Raw genomic sequence first — 18,021 nt, forward strand, 5'->3', positions numbered from 1 at the left:
TTCTGTCATTGCGAGACCACGTAGTGGTCGTGGCAATCCATCTTTGGTTACTTTTATGGATTGCTTCGTCGACCTAAGGTCTTTCTCGCAATGACGTTGACCACATACGACTTTTAAACTATCCGGTCTAAAACCGCTTCCTCTTCTAACTTTCAACAGTTGTGGTTGCCAGACCGACGAAGCAATCCAGGAAAGTGATTAGAAATGGATTGCTTCGTTGACCTTACGGTCTCCTCGCAATGACGTTTGGTGATCAGGTTTTTTTATTCATCACAAAAAAATCGTGAATGCTCACATCTAAACTACAACTGTAGTACTAGATTAGTATTGATTATGATAATGTTTGTTATCCCTGCTTAGGATGACACAAGGGCAGCTGTTACCCCGGCTTCGGTGCGGGGTCTTAGATTCCCGCCTACGCGGGAATGACAATAGTATGTAGGAATGACAACCTATGGATTGCTTCGTCGGTCTGGCAACCTCCTCGCAATAACGGATTTGTATGGTAATTACCCTTAGTTGTAATTTAGATCTCTTTTTAACTCCAGCAGTTATGGAGGCTCCACCGAAACGGGGAGTAACAATAGAACCATTAAAATAAAAAGTGTAATTTTTACTATTTAATACTATTTTTGTATTAGTGTGAGTATATATTTAGGGTATTATACTATCGGAAATAAATATAAGAAAAAGTTTTTTATGACCAATGATGCTAAAATAGAACATATAGATTTTGGTAATGCATTATCAGAGCGTTATCTCTCTTATGCTCTATCAACAATTATGTCAAGATCCTTGCCTGACGTTCGTGATGGGTTAAAACCAGTCCATCGTAGATTATTATATGCTATGCTGCAATTAAGGTTAGAACCAGCCTCAGGCTATAAGAAATGTGCAAGAGTTGTCGGTGATGTAATCGGTAAATATCATCCACATGGTGATGGTGCAGTCTATGATACATTGGTACGTCTTGCCCAAAGTTTTTCTCTCAGATATCCATTAATTGATGGGCAGGGAAATTTTGGTTCTATTGATGGCGATAATGCAGCAGCTATGCGTTATACGGAATCAAGAATGACAGAAATCTGTACTTTATTAATGTCAGATATAGATCAAGATACTGTTGATTTTCGTGCTACCTATGATGATTCAGATACTGAACCAGTGATTATGCCTGCTATGTTTCCTAATTTATTGGCTAATGGCTCAGAAGGTATAGCAGTTGGCATGGCAACCAGTATCCCCCCACATAATTTACATGAATTATGTGATGCGCTAATATATTTAATTGACCATCCTGAATCAAAGGTCAACGATATTTTGCAATTTGTCAAAGGTCCTGACTTTCCAACAGGTGGCATAATTGTGGATAGAATTGATTCAATCCATCAAGCCTATAGTATAGGACGTGGTAGTTTTAGAGTAAGGGCAAGATGGGTCAAAGAGGATTTAAGTTATGGTTTATATCAGATAGTAATTACTGAAATACCTTATCAAGTACAAAAATCTAAACTTATCGAACAAGTAGCTGGCTTGTTAAAAGACAAAAAAATTCCTTTGATCGGTAATATCAGGGACGAATCGACAGAAGATATAAGGTTAATTATTGAACCTAGAGATCGTAATTGTGACCCTAATGTAATTATGGAGTCATTATTTAAATTAACTGTTCTAGAAAATAGAATCCAGCTTAATATGAATGTTATAGGTTCAAATAATATTCCTAAAGTAGCTAATATACTGGAAATATTGCAGGAATTTTTATTACACCGACAAAATATTATTACTCGTAGATCCAAATTTCTTATTAGCAAAATTGAACATAGATTGGAAATTCTTAAAGGTTTAAGAATAGCTTACCTAAATTTGGATGAAATAATCAAAATTATTCGTGAAGAAGATGAGCCTAAACAAATAATGATCGCTAAATTTAGTTTAACTGATCTGCAAGTTGAAGCAATTCTCAATACAAGGTTGAGGTCTTTAAGAAAACTGGAAGAACAAGAAATTATTAACGAACATACTTCGCTAGAAAAAGAACATGCAAATCTGCAGAAAATTTTACAAGATCCGAATGAGTTAAAGAAAATAGTTAAGAAAGAAGTAAAAATGGTGCAAACAAAGTTTGGTTTTACTACTAAATTAGGCATGCGTCGAACTAGTTTTGAAGAGGCTAATATTGTCGCTCAGATTGTTGATATTTCAGCTTTCATAACCAAAGAACCTATCACCATAATATGTTCCAAAATGGGATGGATTCGTTCTTTGAAAGGTCATAATAATGATTTATCAACTGTAAAATACAAAGAAGGTGATGCAGAAAATTTTATTCTTGAGGCTTATACTACTGACAAAATCCTTATATTTAGTGCATCAGGGCGTTTTTTCACTATTCTAGGTGATAATATATTTAGAGGGAAAGGCAATGGAGAATCGATAAAGCTGATTATAGATATTGGTAATGAAGAAATAGTGAGTATGTTTGTTTATCAACCCACTCAAAAACTTTTACTAGCCAGTAGTATTGGCAAAGGATTTATTATTGATTCAGATGAAGTAGTAGCACAAACTAAACTAGGCAAGCAAATTATGCAAGTTCCTGAAAATCATTATTGTATTACTTGCTTACCAGTAGATGGCGATTGTCTTGCTTGTATAGGTGAAAACCGGAAATTATTAATATTTAATCTCAATGAAGTACCAATAATGAAACGAGGACAAGGCGTAACTCTACAAAAATTTAAAGATGCCAAACTGATGGATGTTAAGATATTCGATAGTAGTTTAGGATTAAGCTGGAAAATAGGAGAAAAGACTAGGGTAGAGAAAGATCTTTTACCATTTCGTGGACGACGAGGCTCTGTTGGCAAAATCCCTCCTAGTGGATTCCCTAAAAACAATAAATTTTCTTAGGAGTTATAGTCAATTAAGGAGAATTGGCTAGCAGGAGCGATGGAGTACATAAACGTCAGTTTAAGAAAACAATAATTGAGAAACCGTCATTGCGAGGAAACCGTAAGGTCAACGAAGCAATCCAAAAAAGTGATTAAAAATGGATTGCCACGCCACCCACGGTGGCTCGCAATGACGGTTTCTCAATTATTGTTTTCTTAAACTGACGCCTATGCGATGGAGCAACGCCTATAAGTAATAGGCGAGCATTGAGCGACAACGTCACCAACTTCTCATCAGTTGACTATAGTTATCTAATTCCCTAAGCAATACTATTCCCTCTAGGGCGGCTATTGCTTTTAATAGCAAGAGATGTAGAAGGACGGCAAGATGTAGTGGAAAGAGTTGTAGATGTGCTACCAATTATTTCTCTCATACTACGAGCTTTTTTCTTGATTTTTTCGATGTTCATTGTTTCTGCTTGCCCCTCACGTAATTTTGCTCCCATATCTTGAGATTGTTCAGTAGTAAGAATCTTCTTGCCTTTTGCCATTTTAATTAAATTATCTACAATGAAAGGTCCACAATCTTTATCGTTTTGTTGTTGTTTAGTCTTTAAATCAACGATTTCAGCATTATCAGGACAAACTTCTTTAATCATATCTAGTAACTCCTGTCGTTGATCTATAGGCGTTCCCATAGGATCATTATAGGTAAATACTATCTTATTATCCCTATCCTTAGTGATTGCTAAACTAACCCAGTGTTCATGTCCCGTATTAATTGGCATAACAGCATAGTCTTTTCCACTATTTACCGATACGATAGCTTCAAGCATAACATGTCGTAACATTTCATTGTTATACTGCTCAGAAGCTAGTGATACAGCTGGTTGGATAGAAACATTTTCGTTTAATGAGGCTTTTAGTAAATTGGATATATCCAAATCATTATACCAATAATTCTCTTTTGTTAGATTATTTTCCTGAGAGTATTCTACCTTGTTTTGTTTTGTTGGTATCGGTATTGCTTTTCTCCCTTCATTTGCCATTTGTTTAAAAGCATTGATAACTCTCTTAAGGACATTCTCTGGTTTATATTCATTTAGATTCTCTTGCATATCATGAACAGTTAAGCTGTTAATGCCAGGAACATCTTCCCTTTGTTTAACTTCAGCAGTAATATCAGAACTTCTTCCCTGACCTTGACCTAATGGGATGCAACCATTAGTAAAATTTTCAATGGTGTATCCCTGTTGAAGCGGTACAGTATATTTAGCTTGCTTGGCAAGATTCTGAAGTTTTTGTGGCTCAGATAGGTCAAAATATATATCAATAGGATTTATTTCTGTTCTACCAATATCTTTTTGGAATTGTTGAGATAATTGCGATATATAATTCTCTAGTTTTCTAGCACCACCAACTTTATCTTTTAAAATTTCTTCAACTTCTAACTTAATACCTAATTGTTGATCTTGGTTAATGATATCAAATTTGTTTGCAATAATATTAGCTACATCATCAATAGATGAAGGATTGCTGGCTACAATTACCCTAGTATTACCTAAGTCTTTTGCTGCTTTTACTACCTCAGTTAATCTCTCTTTATTAGGTAATCCCCCTGACAATAATATATTAGGAGGTCTGTTTAGAATCTCTGACTCTATTAAATTGCTAACTGGCATAGATTGGATGTGCGAAGTTTTTTCTTTAGCTATATGTTTTCTATCTACAGCCCTAACTTGGTCATTAGCATTGGCAAAAAACACATGATCAACATTAGAAAGAAGAGGTTTCCAACTAGTTGGAAAATTTTGATCTTGTGCATTATAATTACTAAAGGTCAAACAAACCTTAACCCCTAAGTTTTTTAAATTCGTTAAATCATTTTCATCAAATAATGGTTTTTCCATATTTGAATTAAATTGTATATTAAGTATGGGTGTTTTTTCTAAATCCTCAGATTTATCCAATATTTCATTTACTATATGATTCTTATCTAGTTTACCATCTTGCATGTAGGGTTTAAGCTCAATAGTTGATATTGCTGAGCTAATTTTAGACATATTGGTATTATGCTGAGTTTCTTGGCTTTCATGGCTACCGCCAATATTAAATAACACTACATTATTTTCTCCTTCCTTTGCTAATGACATATGTACCTCTAATTAACTATAATATCCAATGGCTGTCAGTTTAAACTAAAAAATAAGCAAGGTCAATTCTTCAAAGCAAAACAGTATATTAGTTGTATAATAATCTCACCCCCTTTAATAATATACTATTATAAACATGCACTAATATATTATTTATTGGTAGAGTTGATTAAATGGTAATAGTAATTGGCTATAAAAATAATATAGGGGAAAATAATGCATTGGAATGATGTTGACGAAATTGCTATGAGTTTAGAAGAAAATTATCCGGATGAAGATATATCTGAATTAACACTAAAAGACCTTGAAGACTTAATAAAATCATTAAGTGATTTTGACGATCATGAAATTGAACCAAATAAAGAGGTGTTAAAAGAGATTCTTGAAGCTTGGAGAGAAATGAAAGATGGTCATTTTGAGAATTAATAGCAAATTTCCCAATTCTTCCTAAATTGAAAAACCGTCATTGCGAGAAGGTCGTAAGGTCGACGAAGCAATCCAGAAAAGTGATTAGAAATGGATTGCCACACCACCTATGGTGGCTCGCAACGACGGTTTTTCAATTATTGTTTTCTTAAACTGATGCTTATGCTTTGGTGTGGGGTCTAGATTCCGTACCAAAATGGGAATGACAATAGTGGGCGGGAATAACAATTTATGATTGATTCTTAGCTAATTTTGAGGATAGTCTTCTTCATCCCATTGTTTTTTAACTTCAATATAGCAACAGATATAATCGATCTTTTGTTGCAAATCAGATTGTTGTTTAATTAGCATCTTCATATAACTTTCTTGCTTAAAATCACTGTTACCAACTGTCCATAGCAAAGATTGCACCATACCCGATAATGCAAAAAGTTTGCTCTTGATCTCTTTGAGTTCTGCTGCACATTGCTCATGATTATTATTACTCATATGATATACCTGCTAATTGATAATTTGTTCAAGCCCAACATCGTCTGATTATTTGTTGATAATTCTGCTGAATATAGTCAATTCAGGAGAATTGACTATATTTGTGAAAACCCAAAACTGAATTTACACTTATTTAATTTTAGTATTTATATATAACTAATTATTCGATCTTTACTATAAATAATTACAGTTATTACGCTATATATATGTAACTATATTATAGCAAGCAATTAATATCAATATATTTTTACTGAAAAAATTAAAATATTGCATATAATAAGTTATATTTATAAACTAAATTAGTTGTAATTACATGTCTTATAATGCATTACAAAAAAATCTTGAGAAATTAATTAAAGATCATAATTATCAAATAGCCGATTTAGAAAGAAAGGCGGGGCTTAGAAAAAATAATGTTTATAATATTATTAAGGGAATATCAAGAAAACCTTCTGCAGAATTGTTACAAGCTGTAGCTGATGTATTTGGCTTAACAGTAAAAGACCTTTTTACTATGCCAACGGAAAGTTATCCATTTCTAACATCTGAAGACCTAGACTTACTTATTAAAGTCGCAGAACAAGTAATAATTGAAATTAAAGCTCAGCAACTAAGCGTTTCTTGTAATGATGCGACCTTAATAATTAACGAAGTGTTTAATTATTCTTCTGAATCTAAATTAACTCTCCCTGATGAGAAATTCATTAAATGGGTACTGAAACACAAATACAATCAACGTTGAGATGCAGGATAGCATATGGAATCCATCTTTAATATTTCAATACTTCTAGGATGAGTTGAACCAAATTTTTTCACATGTTGATCATGAAACTTAATATACCAGGCTTTTTCTGTTAAATGACAACTAGCTTTTGCTGCATTTAAATACATAATACTTATTTCATCAACATTCCCCATATTCTCTTGGTAGTTATTCCAATATAAGCTTTCTGCATCAGCATAAGATTTAACTGCTTGCTCATTTTGTCCAAGAGATGCTAAAGCATTTGCTTCAGCAACAAAGGCTTTGGCTAAATATATATCCGGTGATAGGACAATTTCTTTACTATTATTAAGTCTGGTTGGATCGTTAATAAAGATCATTTTTGCTTTTTTTGCATATTCTAAGGCTTTATTAGCATTGCCTAAACCTAGTTCTAATATGGATATTTGAGTAAATATCTTGCCAAAAACTACATGCTCTTCTTTTTTTAAATGTCCCGATATATCATATAATTTTTGGATTTGGCTATATGCTTTTTGATACTTACCTAAAGTATTAAATATACTAACTTTTATCATATAATGACCTACAAGAGCAAAATCATTTTGATTTAATCCACCCTTAATAAATGACTCTAAAGATTTATTAATGACTTTCAGTGCTTTATCATACTTACCCTGTGTCAATAATAATATCGATTCAGCGTAGTATGTTATAGCATAAATGTAATGCCTTTTATTTAAATCAGGTTCATTAATTGCTTGAAGCAAATCTTCTATTCTTTTGAGACTTTCTTCTGCACCCTTCGTATTCCCTAAATAAGCTTCTGATTCTGCTATATGAGATATAAGATTAAACTTAAAATCATTATAACCATCAAGACTAAATAATATCTTTTCAGCTCTTCTGTAGTAGTTAAGAGCTGTATTATACTGTGTTAGGTTTCCATAATACCACCCTATTACTTGTAAATAAGCTGCATATAAATATTTTTCATTATTATTTATTATCCATGATGTAAATTTTTTTTCTGGATCATTTCTATTGAACCAATTGACCAATTTTTTAGCATTATAGAAATCTAAGTGATTAACATATTGCATTAATAGCTGTAAATTCAAATCCAAAAGTTTGTATGTATTTATATTGTATTTTTGTGCATTTTCAGTAATTATTTCTAAGTTATCTCTGACAGTTTTTTTACTGAATAACATGTAAGAGTTGACTAGCTCCTGTGGTATAGAGTGTACTAATTTAATAACAATATCCTCTAAATAAGCCTTATTGTTCTTGTCCCCATTAATCTCTGCGATTTTCTGAGCAATCACGTCATGCATTTCAAAGATAGAATTAGTTTCATTGGTATCAATATTAGATATCAAGGCAAATTTAGATAATTGATAAATATCATCATCAAGGCTGTTCTTATCATTAGTGATAATTCGTAGTAAATCTTTAGAAAAAGCCTGGTTATTAATTAAAGCTATCTTATTTAATAGCTCTCTAGCATTTGGTTTTAATTCTTTGATAGCTAAGGTAATGTTTAACTTAATTTTATCAGTAGACTTTCCTAGCCCTTTCTTATATTCCTTTTTATCTAAACCCGGTATTTGTTTTAACAATTGAGCCCCTTGTACTATCAATATAGGATAACCGGCAAATTCTTGGGCTAAGAACTCTGATAGTTTAACATCATTATTCTCTTTTTCTAAAATATTATTAGCAAGAGTTATCGCATCACTTTTTTCAAAGGCAGTCATTTTGACTATATTAGGTAATAATTCACTATCCTGCGAGCCAAAGAGAATATGACCATTATGTTCCCAGTTAACAAATTCTTGTACTTTTTCATTTTCTTTGATCTTTAAATTATCAAACACTAACAACCATTTATCTTTACTGGATAAATAAGACATCACCTCTTTCTTTGCGGATAATACATCTTCTGATATTAGGTTAGATTTACTAACTGCATTAATTGATTTTGCCAATTTTAAAAATTCTTCATTGATGTCTAAATTGCAATCAATAAACCAAATCACATTATAATTATTTTTATTCTCATAAGCATACATTCTAGCAAGCTGAGTTTTGCCCATACCACTAATACCAACAAGGCTTGCTTGTCTATATTTAACTAAATTACTCTTTACAAAAGTTAATTGCTTAATGTGATTAACAAAATAGTTGACTGGTATAACAAGATTAGATACTTGTATTTGAGCAAATGAATTATAAGGCATAGCTAGCAACATTATTATTAATAAGTATCTTTTCATCTTTTTTACCTCAATTTAAGTAACTCTTTATTTATTTGGTGTATATTTGGCAAAACTTATTACTTTGCCTTTCTCTTTATTGATAATTACAGTTCTACGTAATGTAATTGTTATTATATTTATTTTATTTTTACTGAATATTTTATAGTTCAACCCATGTTCTCTTAAAGATTGAAATATTTTATTACAACTTAGTAAAAATGGATCTATAATTTCTAAAAGCATACTGTTTGATAAATTTATCATCATTTGTTCAGTAAGTAAAAAACTATCATAAGAAATAATGATATTGTTTACATTAAACGTGACTATCAAAGTTTTAGGTAAACTACTTTGGTCTTCCATAAAATGGATTAAATTATACATTAAGCTAAAAATTATTTGATACAAGACATGTTGACCACAATCCACTATCAATTTATCAGTCTTATATTCATATTTTATTGCTATATCTAAAAAATGTTCAGCAAAATAGTTTTCCAAATAATTAATTAACTCTTTTATGTTAATCTCTGCTTGAGTATGATTAGTGAAACATATAGGAAATAAATAGTTACTGGGAGCTACTCTATCCATTTTAATTCTTTGGTTAGAATCCAATTCTAATTGTTGCCTTATATATTTCTCAGTGGCTTTTTTGATAAAAAAAGCATTTAAGTTTCTACTGGATTTTTTATGTAAAATTAAGGCATTATTCAATTTATTTGCTGCAAATAAATTATCTTCTAATTGTTCTATATTGTAAGTAAAACGTTGTTTTCTTTGCAGATATATGTAAAGAATTATCGAGCAGATAACAAAAGAAATTGCTATATTTAGATATAAACATTTGTATAGCTTGCTAACATTATTTAAATAATAATCAGAATTAGGTCTAATACCTAATTTAATCAAAAGATTTATATTATTAATTTTACAGTGTCTTTTCGTTAAATAATCATTGTTATCAATATTATTTGTTGCTATATCATTAGCATTAATTTCAATCTGATAAATAAGGTAAATTGGTAGTATTTTGATAATTGTTTCTTTTAAATTTTGCAAATCAAAGACTAACATATCTTGGAAATTATTAACATAAAGAAAAGAATTATTAGAACCAATAAAATTAACTAATCCACTTTGGTTTAGTATTTGATTACTATCTTGGCTAGTAAATTTCTTAAGAATGAAAAAAGTTTTATCAAATACGTTTGAATTTAAAGCTGTTTCTATATCTGTTGCTAATAAAGTGATTATATTATGTTGAACCATTTCCAAAGCCAACTTATCTTGTTCTTTTTGGCTATATTGCAGACATTGATATATACTAATATTATAAACCATAAATATAACGATAGCGATAATATGTGGAGTTAATTTTTTACCAAGTAAACGTTGCATCTAATTTTGTAATATATACTTATAATTATAGTCAATTCAGGGGAATTGGGTAGCAGGAGCGATGAAGCTACGCCTATAAGTAATAGACGAGCGATGAGTGACAACGTCCTCAACTTCTCATCAATTGACTATACTTAACCATATGTTAAGATTATCTAAGGTTGCTCTCTTTGTCTAGACAAAAATTTAGATAATTTAAGATATAATACCAAATATATATTATAGACTGGTTTTTTTAATAGCAATATACCAGATAATATATAGTCAATTCAGGAGAATTTGGGGCTAGGAGCGATGCCTGTAAATAATAAGCGAGCATTGAGCGACGACGTCACCTATAGTTAAGGATTTGAAGGATAAATCGATTAATACTAGTACTACAGTTGTAGATTGAATGTGAGTGTTCACGGAAAAAAGGTTAAAGTATAAGATGTCATTGCGAGGAGGTTGCCAGACCGACGAAGCAATCCAGGAAAGTGATTAGAAATGGATTGCTTCGTTGACCTTACGGTCTCCTCGCAATGACGCTTGGTGATCAGGTTTTTTTATTCATCACAAAAAAATAGCAAAAAAATCGTGAATGCTCACATCTAAACTACAACTGTAGTACTAGGAGAATTTGTAATGAGTAGAAAGTTGGTATATGCTAGCGATTATCGTGGCATAGAATTGCGTAAAGCTCTGATAGATCAGCATAATTTAAGTGGTTTTGAATCTGAGGATTTAGGTATTGATGATGATTCTCCACTAGATTATGTTGATATTTCTAGATTGTTAGCAGATAGGCTCCGAAATACAGAAGACATAGGGGTGATGATATGCGAGAGTGGTCAAGAAGTAGCTATTGCACTCAATAGATTTACCCATATAAGGGCAATTATATCACGATCAACGGAAGACTCTATACAAACTAGGCAAAAGCTTAATGCAAATGTTGTATGTTTAGGTAGCCAAAACTCCTCTTTAGAAGAATCTCAGGATATAATTGAAAAATTTGTTACAGAAAACTTCACTGGTGAAAAGCATACAGCATGTGTACAAAAATTAGAATTATCACAAACAAAACACATTGATACTGGTATCAATGTAATAGTACGTGGAATAATTATTCATAATAATCACATATTGCTTACTACTGCTACATCTGATAATCCAAATTTTCCACCAAATATTTTTTTCTTGCCAGGTGGACATGTTGAATATAATGAACCATCTTTACAAGCTTTGAAACGAGAAATATGGGAAGAAATGAATCTAGAGATAGAGGAATCAGAGTTTGCCGGTATATTGGAATGCAGTTGGAAGCGTAAAGGATCAATTTATCATGAATTAAATATTGTATATAATATTGATATTAAGGGGTTAGATTTATCTCATCCACCTGTAGCAATGGATCATAAATTCCATAGTTTCATTTGGAAGCCCATAGACCAAATTGATAATATAGTTATTCTGCCAGAAAGTCTAAAAACTATTATAAAAAATTATGTTGAGCAAGGTTCAAAGATGGATATTTTCTCACAAATCCTAAATGCATAAAAATAAGATAATATAGAGGATGTATGCTTTATAGCTGATCGAGCGATGTTTAGTAAAGCTAATCTACAAGCTCTTAATGAGTCGTTATAGTCAATTGATGTATGTAAGGGGTTAAGAGATAAATTTTAGTTTTAACAAAAAAATATAAATTAAATGAGTCGATACACTTAGTGCAGAGATATTATGTGATATAGTATCTTATATTAACTAAAAAATATAAGATATTAATATGTTTGGTCAGATTCTAGGTAACATAGGAAGTAGCATAGGTGGTGTTTTTGGTGGAGGTATATTATCAACTATTGGACGATTTGCAGGTAAGACATTAGGTGATTATTTAGAATATTTAAATCATCAACCCGAGGAATATTATCATTTTAAAAATATTAGGGAAAGTTTTGTTCTATCAAAAGCCGTTTATGGACATCCAATAGCGTTAGTTTTTGGTACAGCAAGGGTCAATGGTAAAATAATTTGGGCAAACCAAATTAAGGAAGTGCAGATTACCAGCGTTGCACAGCCAGGCGTATCAGATACTCAGGGAACTGCCGCCATCCATAATTTAACAGAATGCGAATATTATTTATCCTTTGCAGTTGGCATATGTGAAGGTGAAATTGCTGAAATTAGTAGAGTATGGGCTAATGATCAGTTGCTCAATCTTGAACAATATACATTCAGGCTTTATTTAGGGTCAGAAGAGCAAATAGCCGATCCTTTAATTGCTGCAACTGATCCTCAAGGGCAAGTACCAGCTTTCCGTGGGTTAAGCTACGCGGTATTTGAAGAGCTACCATTAGCTGATTTTAATAATTCTATACCAAATTTCTCCTTTGAAGTAACCAGAAAGGCTAATATTCCTGATAATATTGAAGGCAAGAGCGTAGAAGATTTGGTTGAGGCGATTGACATTATCCCAGGTTCAGGGGAATTTGTTTATGATTGCCTAATACAGTATAAAACCATTACCAATTCTTTGGGGGGTATCATCAGTAAAAAACCAATAAATTCCAATAATTATCATAACATTGCTGATAGTGTTTATAGTCTGGATCAAATGAAAATTATATGTCCTAATATCAAATGGGTTGCACCAGTTGTATGCTGGTTTGGCGATAGTTTGGATATTAAAAATTGTATTATCAAACCTGCCGTAGAATTTAATGATCCGCATACCCAATACTCAGAACAATGGCAAGTTGGTAAATATTCACGTGATACGGCAAGATTAGTATCACGAGATGCAGATAACTTCCCTAAATATGGTGGTACAGTCAATGATGCGAGTATCATACGTTACTTACAGGAATTAAAACGTAGAAACTTTAAAATCATGTTTTATCCAATGTTTTTTCTGGATATTTGGCAAAAGCCATGGCGGGGTCATTTGACAGGTTCGATAAGTTCGGTAGTAGATTTTTTTAATAAAGATCAAGGTTATAATGATTTCATTCTACATTATGCTGAGTTAGTTAAGGATCATATTGATAGTTTTGTAATCGGGTCTGAGTTAATAGGTTTAACTAGTATCAGAGATCAACATAATAATTTTCCTGCTGTTATGGAACTGATAAAACTAGCAAAATTAGTTAAAAATATCGTTGGTGACAATGTACTTGTGACTTATGCCGCAGATTGGTCAGAATATCACCATACAAAAGACGGATGGTATAATTTAGATAAGTTATTTGCCTCAGAATATATAGATTTTGTTGGTATTGATGCTTACTTTCCTGTAACAAGAACGGTAAATTCCAGAATTTCGTCAGAAGAAATCATTAAAGGTTGGCAATCAGGCGAAGGATATGATTACTTTGTAGATGACAATAATAGTCAACGTCAATTATCAGAAGATTATGCTTGGAAGAATTTAAGATATTGGTGGGAGAATTATCATCGCAATCCTGATGGGATAACAACAGAATGGCAACCAAAAATGAAGAAAATTTGGTTTACAGAGTTTGGTTTCCCTTCTATTGATAAAGCAACTAATCAACCTAATATATTCTTTGATCCTTTATGTATTGATGGCGGAGTACCAAAATATTCTACTGGTGAAGTTGATTTTTCCATTCAGCGTAAAGCTATACGGGGATTTATTGAATATTGGCAAACACAAGAATATATCGAACAAATGTTTTTATGGACTTGGGATGCCAGACCTTATCCAGCTTGGCCCCATAATAATATTTGGCGAGATGGTAACTTATGGGCAAAAGGACATTGGGTGAATAATAAGTTTGGGGCTTGTAATTTAGCGGCAATAATTCTTGAATTGTCTTATAGATGCAATATTCCACTAAAGAACATCGACATATCTACTCTTGATGAAGCGGTAGAAGGGTTGGTATTAAATAAAGCGTTATCTTGCATTGATATTATTAACTCTCTAAGGATTATATATTTCTTTGATATCATAGCTTATCAGGAACAAATTAAATTTACCAAGCGTGGATATTCACCTCTCTGTAAGGTTAGTTCAAAAATATTGGTTAAATTATCAAGCAATAGTTATTTAGAACAAATGGAAATTTCTAAAACTAGCATTATTAGTAAATTAGGGCTAAACTTTATTGATCGATGTGATAATTATAATAATGGTTTTTGCCAAATAAATAGTGAGAATTTTTCACATAGAGCTATTCCAGTCTTAAGGCTACCTATTATACTATCTTGCCTGGAAGCGGAAAGATTAGGGCAGCTAATCCTAAAAAATGCTGCTACTGAAACTAAAATTTTAAGATTTATCATGCCGGCAAATTTTATCAAATATCAACCGGGGGATTTTGTCTTATTGTATTATCGGAATTATCAATATCAAATTAGGATTATCTCCATGAAATTATCTCGTTTAACAGTAGAAATACAAGGAATTATCGATGAAGTTGAAAATTATGGCGGTTTCTATAATTAATGATTAACCTTACATATGACATTTAATATAGATTCCGCACCGAAGCGGGAATGACAATGGAATGCGGAAATGACAAATTTTACGTTTAAAGATAGATTTTTTATTAAGACTATTATAATAAACTAGGAGGCTGCCTACGATAACTATAGTCAATTCAGGGGGATTTGGTGCTAGGAGCGATGGAGCGACGCCTATAAGTAATAGGCGAGCGACGAGTGACGACGTCACCAACTTCTCATCAATTGACTATAATTAATTTTTATCTAATAATTAGCAACTTATTTCATCTATTGCTTGATTTTCTTAAACAAGATAGTTACTATGCTGTAATAAGCTATATAATATTTATTATTAAACTTAAATTTTATGAGGTTGTTATCATGCCAACATTACAAAAGATGTTTCTCTCGCTCTCAGGAGGCGGGATCAAAGGAGTCTCTCAGTTGGTTGTGCTTGCAAAAATCGAAAAAATTACAGGCATGCCTATATCTAAATTATTTGACGGTATTGCTGGTACTAGTGTCGGTGCAATAATTACAGTTGCATTGACACGCCCTAAAGAACCAGGCTCAACAGAACCGCTTTTTTCAGCAGAAAAAGTTTTAGAGATGTTTGAAAATAAAGCAGCTGAAATTTTTCCACCAAAGTTTGGAGGAGGGTTTCTTAAAATATTTAAGCATCAATATAGTCAAAAACCTCTTAAAGCAGCACTAGAAGAATATGCAGGTGATACTACTTTGGGAGATAGTGTAACTCGTGCTTTTATTTCTGCTTTTGACGTAAGTGGTAAAGAAGATAATCCTAATAAGTTTTGGGATAGTGATAACCCTGCTGACAAAGGTATTCTTGCAAAATGGGCAGCTCGTTGTAGTGCAGCTGCTCCTACCTATTTTAAACCTGTTATTGACGAAGATAATGGTACTGCTTTTGTTGATGGAGGGTTAGGGGCTAATCGTCCGGCTGCATCAATCCTAAAAAAGCTTAAAGAAGGATTAAATATTGAGCAACAAAGAGAAATGCTAAAAAACACGACAATTTGTGCTCTTAATTTTGAACCACCGGATATACCAAGAGAGATACCATCAAAAAAACTTGATGGTTCGATAGGTTGGGTAACTAAGGGAAACCTGGTGAATAAAATTCTGAGAGCTAATGAAAAGGATGCTACGGATGAAGTTAGGCGAGACCTATCGGAAGATGGACAATTTATAGAAATTGTACTTAATCTGCCAAAAGGATGTACGAAGTTAGATAATGTTAGTCCATCTAATATAGCTAAATTAAAAGAAGTTGGTAAGAAATATGTCGAAGATAATAAAGAATTGATTGAAAAGCTATGTGCAACATTGGTTAAGAATGCCCAGGCTAGAGAGGAAAGCTTAAAACTTCATGATGCAAGTGTTGAGGAGTCTAGTGTTCTTAGCGAGGATAAAGAGAACGATAATATTGACAAAAAAGGACAAGATAAGGATACTGTTAATACTCACGTAATATCAGAAGAATTTGAAGCAAAATTAGCGATAAACTTAACTGAGAAACAAGCTCAGTCTTTAAAAGAAGGCTTGATGAAATTATCACCCAAAGAATATGATGTTCTGCAAGTATTCTTAAAAGGATTAAATGACGCACAGCTTGAAGCTTTGTCTGCTCACCTGCCTTTAATTGCTGATGGCAATTTTAAAAATATCAATATATCTGAACTTAGTCATTTTCAGAATAAATTTCTTAAATTTTTCAGTTCAATGTTTGAACATGAAGATAATATTATTAATGAAGCTATTAGCTGTGCTGATGAATACCGTGCTGCAGAAGAAGTAGCTTGTGATGGAAGGGGGTCAGAGGTGGCACATTATGTTGATATGGTGTATTAATTGGGGTGTCTATAAAGCTGATCGCTAAGTGTAATTGCGAGGAGGTTTCCGCTTTCGAAGCAATCCATTTTGTATCATCCCTACTTGCCTTAGTGTCATCCATGCTTCGGTGCGGGGTCTTAGATTCCCGCCTACGCGGGAATGACAACGGGAAGCGGGAATGACGAAAAAATTAGGTGTCACCCCTGCGTAAGCAGGGGTCTTAGTACTACAGTTGTAGTTTAGATGTGAGCATTCACGATTTTTTTGTGATGAATAAAAAAACCTGATCACCAAGCGTCATTGCGAGGAGACCGTAAGGTCAACGAAGCAATCCATTTCTAATCACTTTCCTGGATTGCTTCGTCGGTCTGGCAACCTCCTCGCAATGACATCTTATACTTTAACCTTTTTTCCGTGAACACTCACATTAAATCTACAACTGTAGTATTAGATTCCGCACCGAAGCGGGAATGACAACGGAAACCCAGAACTGACACTTATGAGCATTGAGCAACGACGTCACCAACTTCTCCTGAATTAGGATACCATTATAATTTATTTTGGCTTTTTATATCGGCAATTATTCTTTGCAATTGTTCCATATCCATCATTCCTGCAATTAATTTACCATTAATAATATAGGCAGGAACTCCCTGTATTTTTAAACCTTTTGCTAATTTAACATTTTTCTCGAGAAGCTTTTGTATCTCCCCCTTATTAATTTCTTCTGTGATTACTTCAATATTTAAATCATTTGCAAGAAGCAATTTTTCTACAGATTCTTTGGTGATAGGTTTTAGCTCCATTAAACCGTTATGAATATCCTGAAACTTATCAGGAGTGGTCTTATAAACAGCTAAAGCAATAGCTGCTGCATAATTAGACGCCTCACCAAGAAGTGGATATAGTTGCAAAACGACTTTAACGCTCGTATCTGATTTAATTAACTGATTAATAAAATAACTACCTTTTTTACAATAACCACAATTATAATCATAAAAAGCAGCAATGATTATATCCCCATTGGAATTACCAAGTACTGGAGATGTAGGAGAATTTTCTATTTCAGATTTATTATCTCTGATATATTCACCAGTTTTTATTTCCATTTCCTGCATTTTACGTCGTTGAAGACCTTCTATTGACTGAATTATTACTTCAGGATTATTTAGTAAATATTCTTTTACAATTTTTTCAGTTTTCTCTATGTTTTCTTTTTTATCTAATGAGTACTGATCTGCAGCATTAATCGAAACCGTAGCAGAGACAGCATTAGGAGTTTTCATAGTTTTATAAGCAAATAATGCTATTAGGACAACGACGATAATCAATAATATTTTACTAATAACATTATGCATAATTCTTTT

The 18,021-nt window shown here is 32.4% G+C and carries 11 protein-coding genes; 6 read left to right on the forward strand and 5 right to left on the reverse strand.

Annotated elements, in window-relative coordinates:
* Positions 1-699 precede the first annotated feature (699 nt).
* Positions 700-2,913 (forward strand): DNA topoisomerase IV subunit A, encoded by a 2,214-nt coding sequence (gene parC, locus AAGD20_RS04705; RefSeq protein WP_341748649.1) that lies wholly within the window; start codon positions 700-702, stop codon positions 2,911-2,913.
* Positions 2,914-3,214: 301 nt separating this feature from the next.
* Here parC and AAGD20_RS04710 read toward each other — a convergent pair whose 3' ends face one another.
* Positions 3,215-5,047, reverse strand: a complete 1,833-nt coding sequence (locus AAGD20_RS04710) for a Ulp1 family isopeptidase (protein ID WP_094649783.1) — start codon at positions 5,045-5,047, stop codon at positions 3,215-3,217.
* A gap of 216 nt (positions 5,048-5,263) precedes the next feature.
* Between AAGD20_RS04710 and iscX the strand changes: the two genes are divergently transcribed.
* On the forward strand, positions 5,264-5,473 hold the full coding sequence (gene iscX, locus AAGD20_RS04715; RefSeq protein WP_094649784.1) for a Fe-S cluster assembly protein IscX: 210 nt from the start codon (positions 5,264-5,266) through the stop codon (positions 5,471-5,473).
* Positions 5,474-5,719: 246 nt separating this feature from the next.
* Here the strand turns inward: iscX and AAGD20_RS04720 are convergent, their stop codons facing one another.
* On the reverse strand, positions 5,720-5,962 hold the full coding sequence (locus tag AAGD20_RS04720) for a hypothetical protein (protein ID WP_094649624.1): 243 nt from the start codon (positions 5,960-5,962) through the stop codon (positions 5,720-5,722).
* Positions 5,963-6,275: 313 nt separating this feature from the next.
* Between AAGD20_RS04720 and AAGD20_RS04725 the strand changes: the two genes are divergently transcribed.
* Entirely contained in the window at positions 6,276-6,704 is a 429-nt protein-coding gene (locus AAGD20_RS04725; protein WP_094649625.1) for a helix-turn-helix domain-containing protein, read from the forward strand.
* Here AAGD20_RS04725 and AAGD20_RS04730 read toward each other — a convergent pair.
* Together AAGD20_RS04730 and AAGD20_RS04735 are read right to left on the reverse strand one after the other, a co-directional pair.
* On the reverse strand, positions 6,695-8,965 hold the full coding sequence (locus AAGD20_RS04730; protein ID WP_341748650.1) for a tetratricopeptide repeat protein: 2,271 nt from the start codon (positions 8,963-8,965) through the stop codon (positions 6,695-6,697). The genes AAGD20_RS04725 and AAGD20_RS04730 overlap by 10 nt on opposite strands.
* Before the next feature lie 27 nt (positions 8,966-8,992).
* On the reverse strand, positions 8,993-10,348 hold the full coding sequence (locus tag AAGD20_RS04735) for a hypothetical protein (RefSeq protein ID WP_341748651.1): 1,356 nt from the start codon (positions 10,346-10,348) through the stop codon (positions 8,993-8,995).
* 624 nt (positions 10,349-10,972) lie between these two features.
* Here AAGD20_RS04735 and AAGD20_RS04745 point away from each other — a divergent pair.
* From AAGD20_RS04745 to AAGD20_RS04760, 3 genes are all read left to right on the forward strand, one after another.
* Positions 10,973-11,887, forward strand: a complete 915-nt coding sequence (locus AAGD20_RS04745; protein ID WP_341748652.1) for an RpiB/LacA/LacB family sugar-phosphate isomerase — start codon at positions 10,973-10,975, stop codon at positions 11,885-11,887.
* Positions 11,888-12,116: 229 nt separating this feature from the next.
* Positions 12,117-14,801 carry a glycoside hydrolase TIM-barrel-like domain-containing protein gene (locus AAGD20_RS04750; RefSeq protein ID WP_341748653.1) on the forward strand — a complete coding sequence of 895 codons (2,685 nt, stop codon included), beginning with the start codon at positions 12,117-12,119 and terminating at the stop codon, positions 14,799-14,801.
* A 215-nt stretch (positions 14,802-15,016) separates the two neighbouring features.
* The gene (locus tag AAGD20_RS04760) at positions 15,017-16,672 is read left to right on the forward strand and encodes a patatin-like phospholipase family protein (RefSeq protein ID WP_341748654.1); all 1,656 of its coding nucleotides are present in this window, start codon (positions 15,017-15,019) and stop codon (positions 16,670-16,672) included.
* A gap of 530 nt (positions 16,673-17,202) precedes the next feature.
* On the opposite strand, the gene AAGD20_RS04765 is transcribed toward AAGD20_RS04760, so the two are convergent.
* On the reverse strand, positions 17,203-18,012 hold the full coding sequence (locus tag AAGD20_RS04765; RefSeq protein ID WP_341748655.1) for a DsbA family protein: 810 nt from the start codon (positions 18,010-18,012) through the stop codon (positions 17,203-17,205).
* Between the last annotated feature and the right edge of the window lie 9 nt (positions 18,013-18,021).

This window comes from Candidatus Tisiphia endosymbiont of Sialis lutaria, assembly GCF_964026535.1.
Classification (GTDB): Bacteria; Pseudomonadota; Alphaproteobacteria; order Rickettsiales; family Rickettsiaceae; genus Tisiphia.

Coding starts and splice junctions, on each gene's coding strand:
- parC (WP_341748649.1), top strand. CDS start 700: ATGACCAATGATGCTAAAATAGAACATATAGATTTTGGTAATGCATTA.
- AAGD20_RS04710 (WP_094649783.1), bottom strand. CDS start 5,047: ATGTCATTAGCAAAGGAAGGAGAAAATAATGTAGTGTTATTTAATATT.
- iscX (WP_094649784.1), top strand. CDS start 5,264: ATGCATTGGAATGATGTTGACGAAATTGCTATGAGTTTAGAAGAAAAT.
- AAGD20_RS04720 (WP_094649624.1), bottom strand. CDS start 5,962: ATGAGTAATAATAATCATGAGCAATGTGCAGCAGAACTCAAAGAGATC.
- AAGD20_RS04725 (WP_094649625.1), top strand. CDS start 6,276: ATGTCTTATAATGCATTACAAAAAAATCTTGAGAAATTAATTAAAGAT.
- AAGD20_RS04730 (WP_341748650.1), bottom strand. CDS start 8,965: ATGAAAAGATACTTATTAATAATAATGTTGCTAGCTATGCCTTATAAT.
- AAGD20_RS04735 (WP_341748651.1), bottom strand. CDS start 10,348: ATGCAACGTTTACTTGGTAAAAAATTAACTCCACATATTATCGCTATC.
- AAGD20_RS04745 (WP_341748652.1), top strand. CDS start 10,973: ATGAGTAGAAAGTTGGTATATGCTAGCGATTATCGTGGCATAGAATTG.
- AAGD20_RS04750 (WP_341748653.1), top strand. CDS start 12,117: ATGTTTGGTCAGATTCTAGGTAACATAGGAAGTAGCATAGGTGGTGTT.
- AAGD20_RS04765 (WP_341748655.1), bottom strand. CDS start 18,012: ATGCATAATGTTATTAGTAAAATATTATTGATTATCGTCGTTGTCCTA.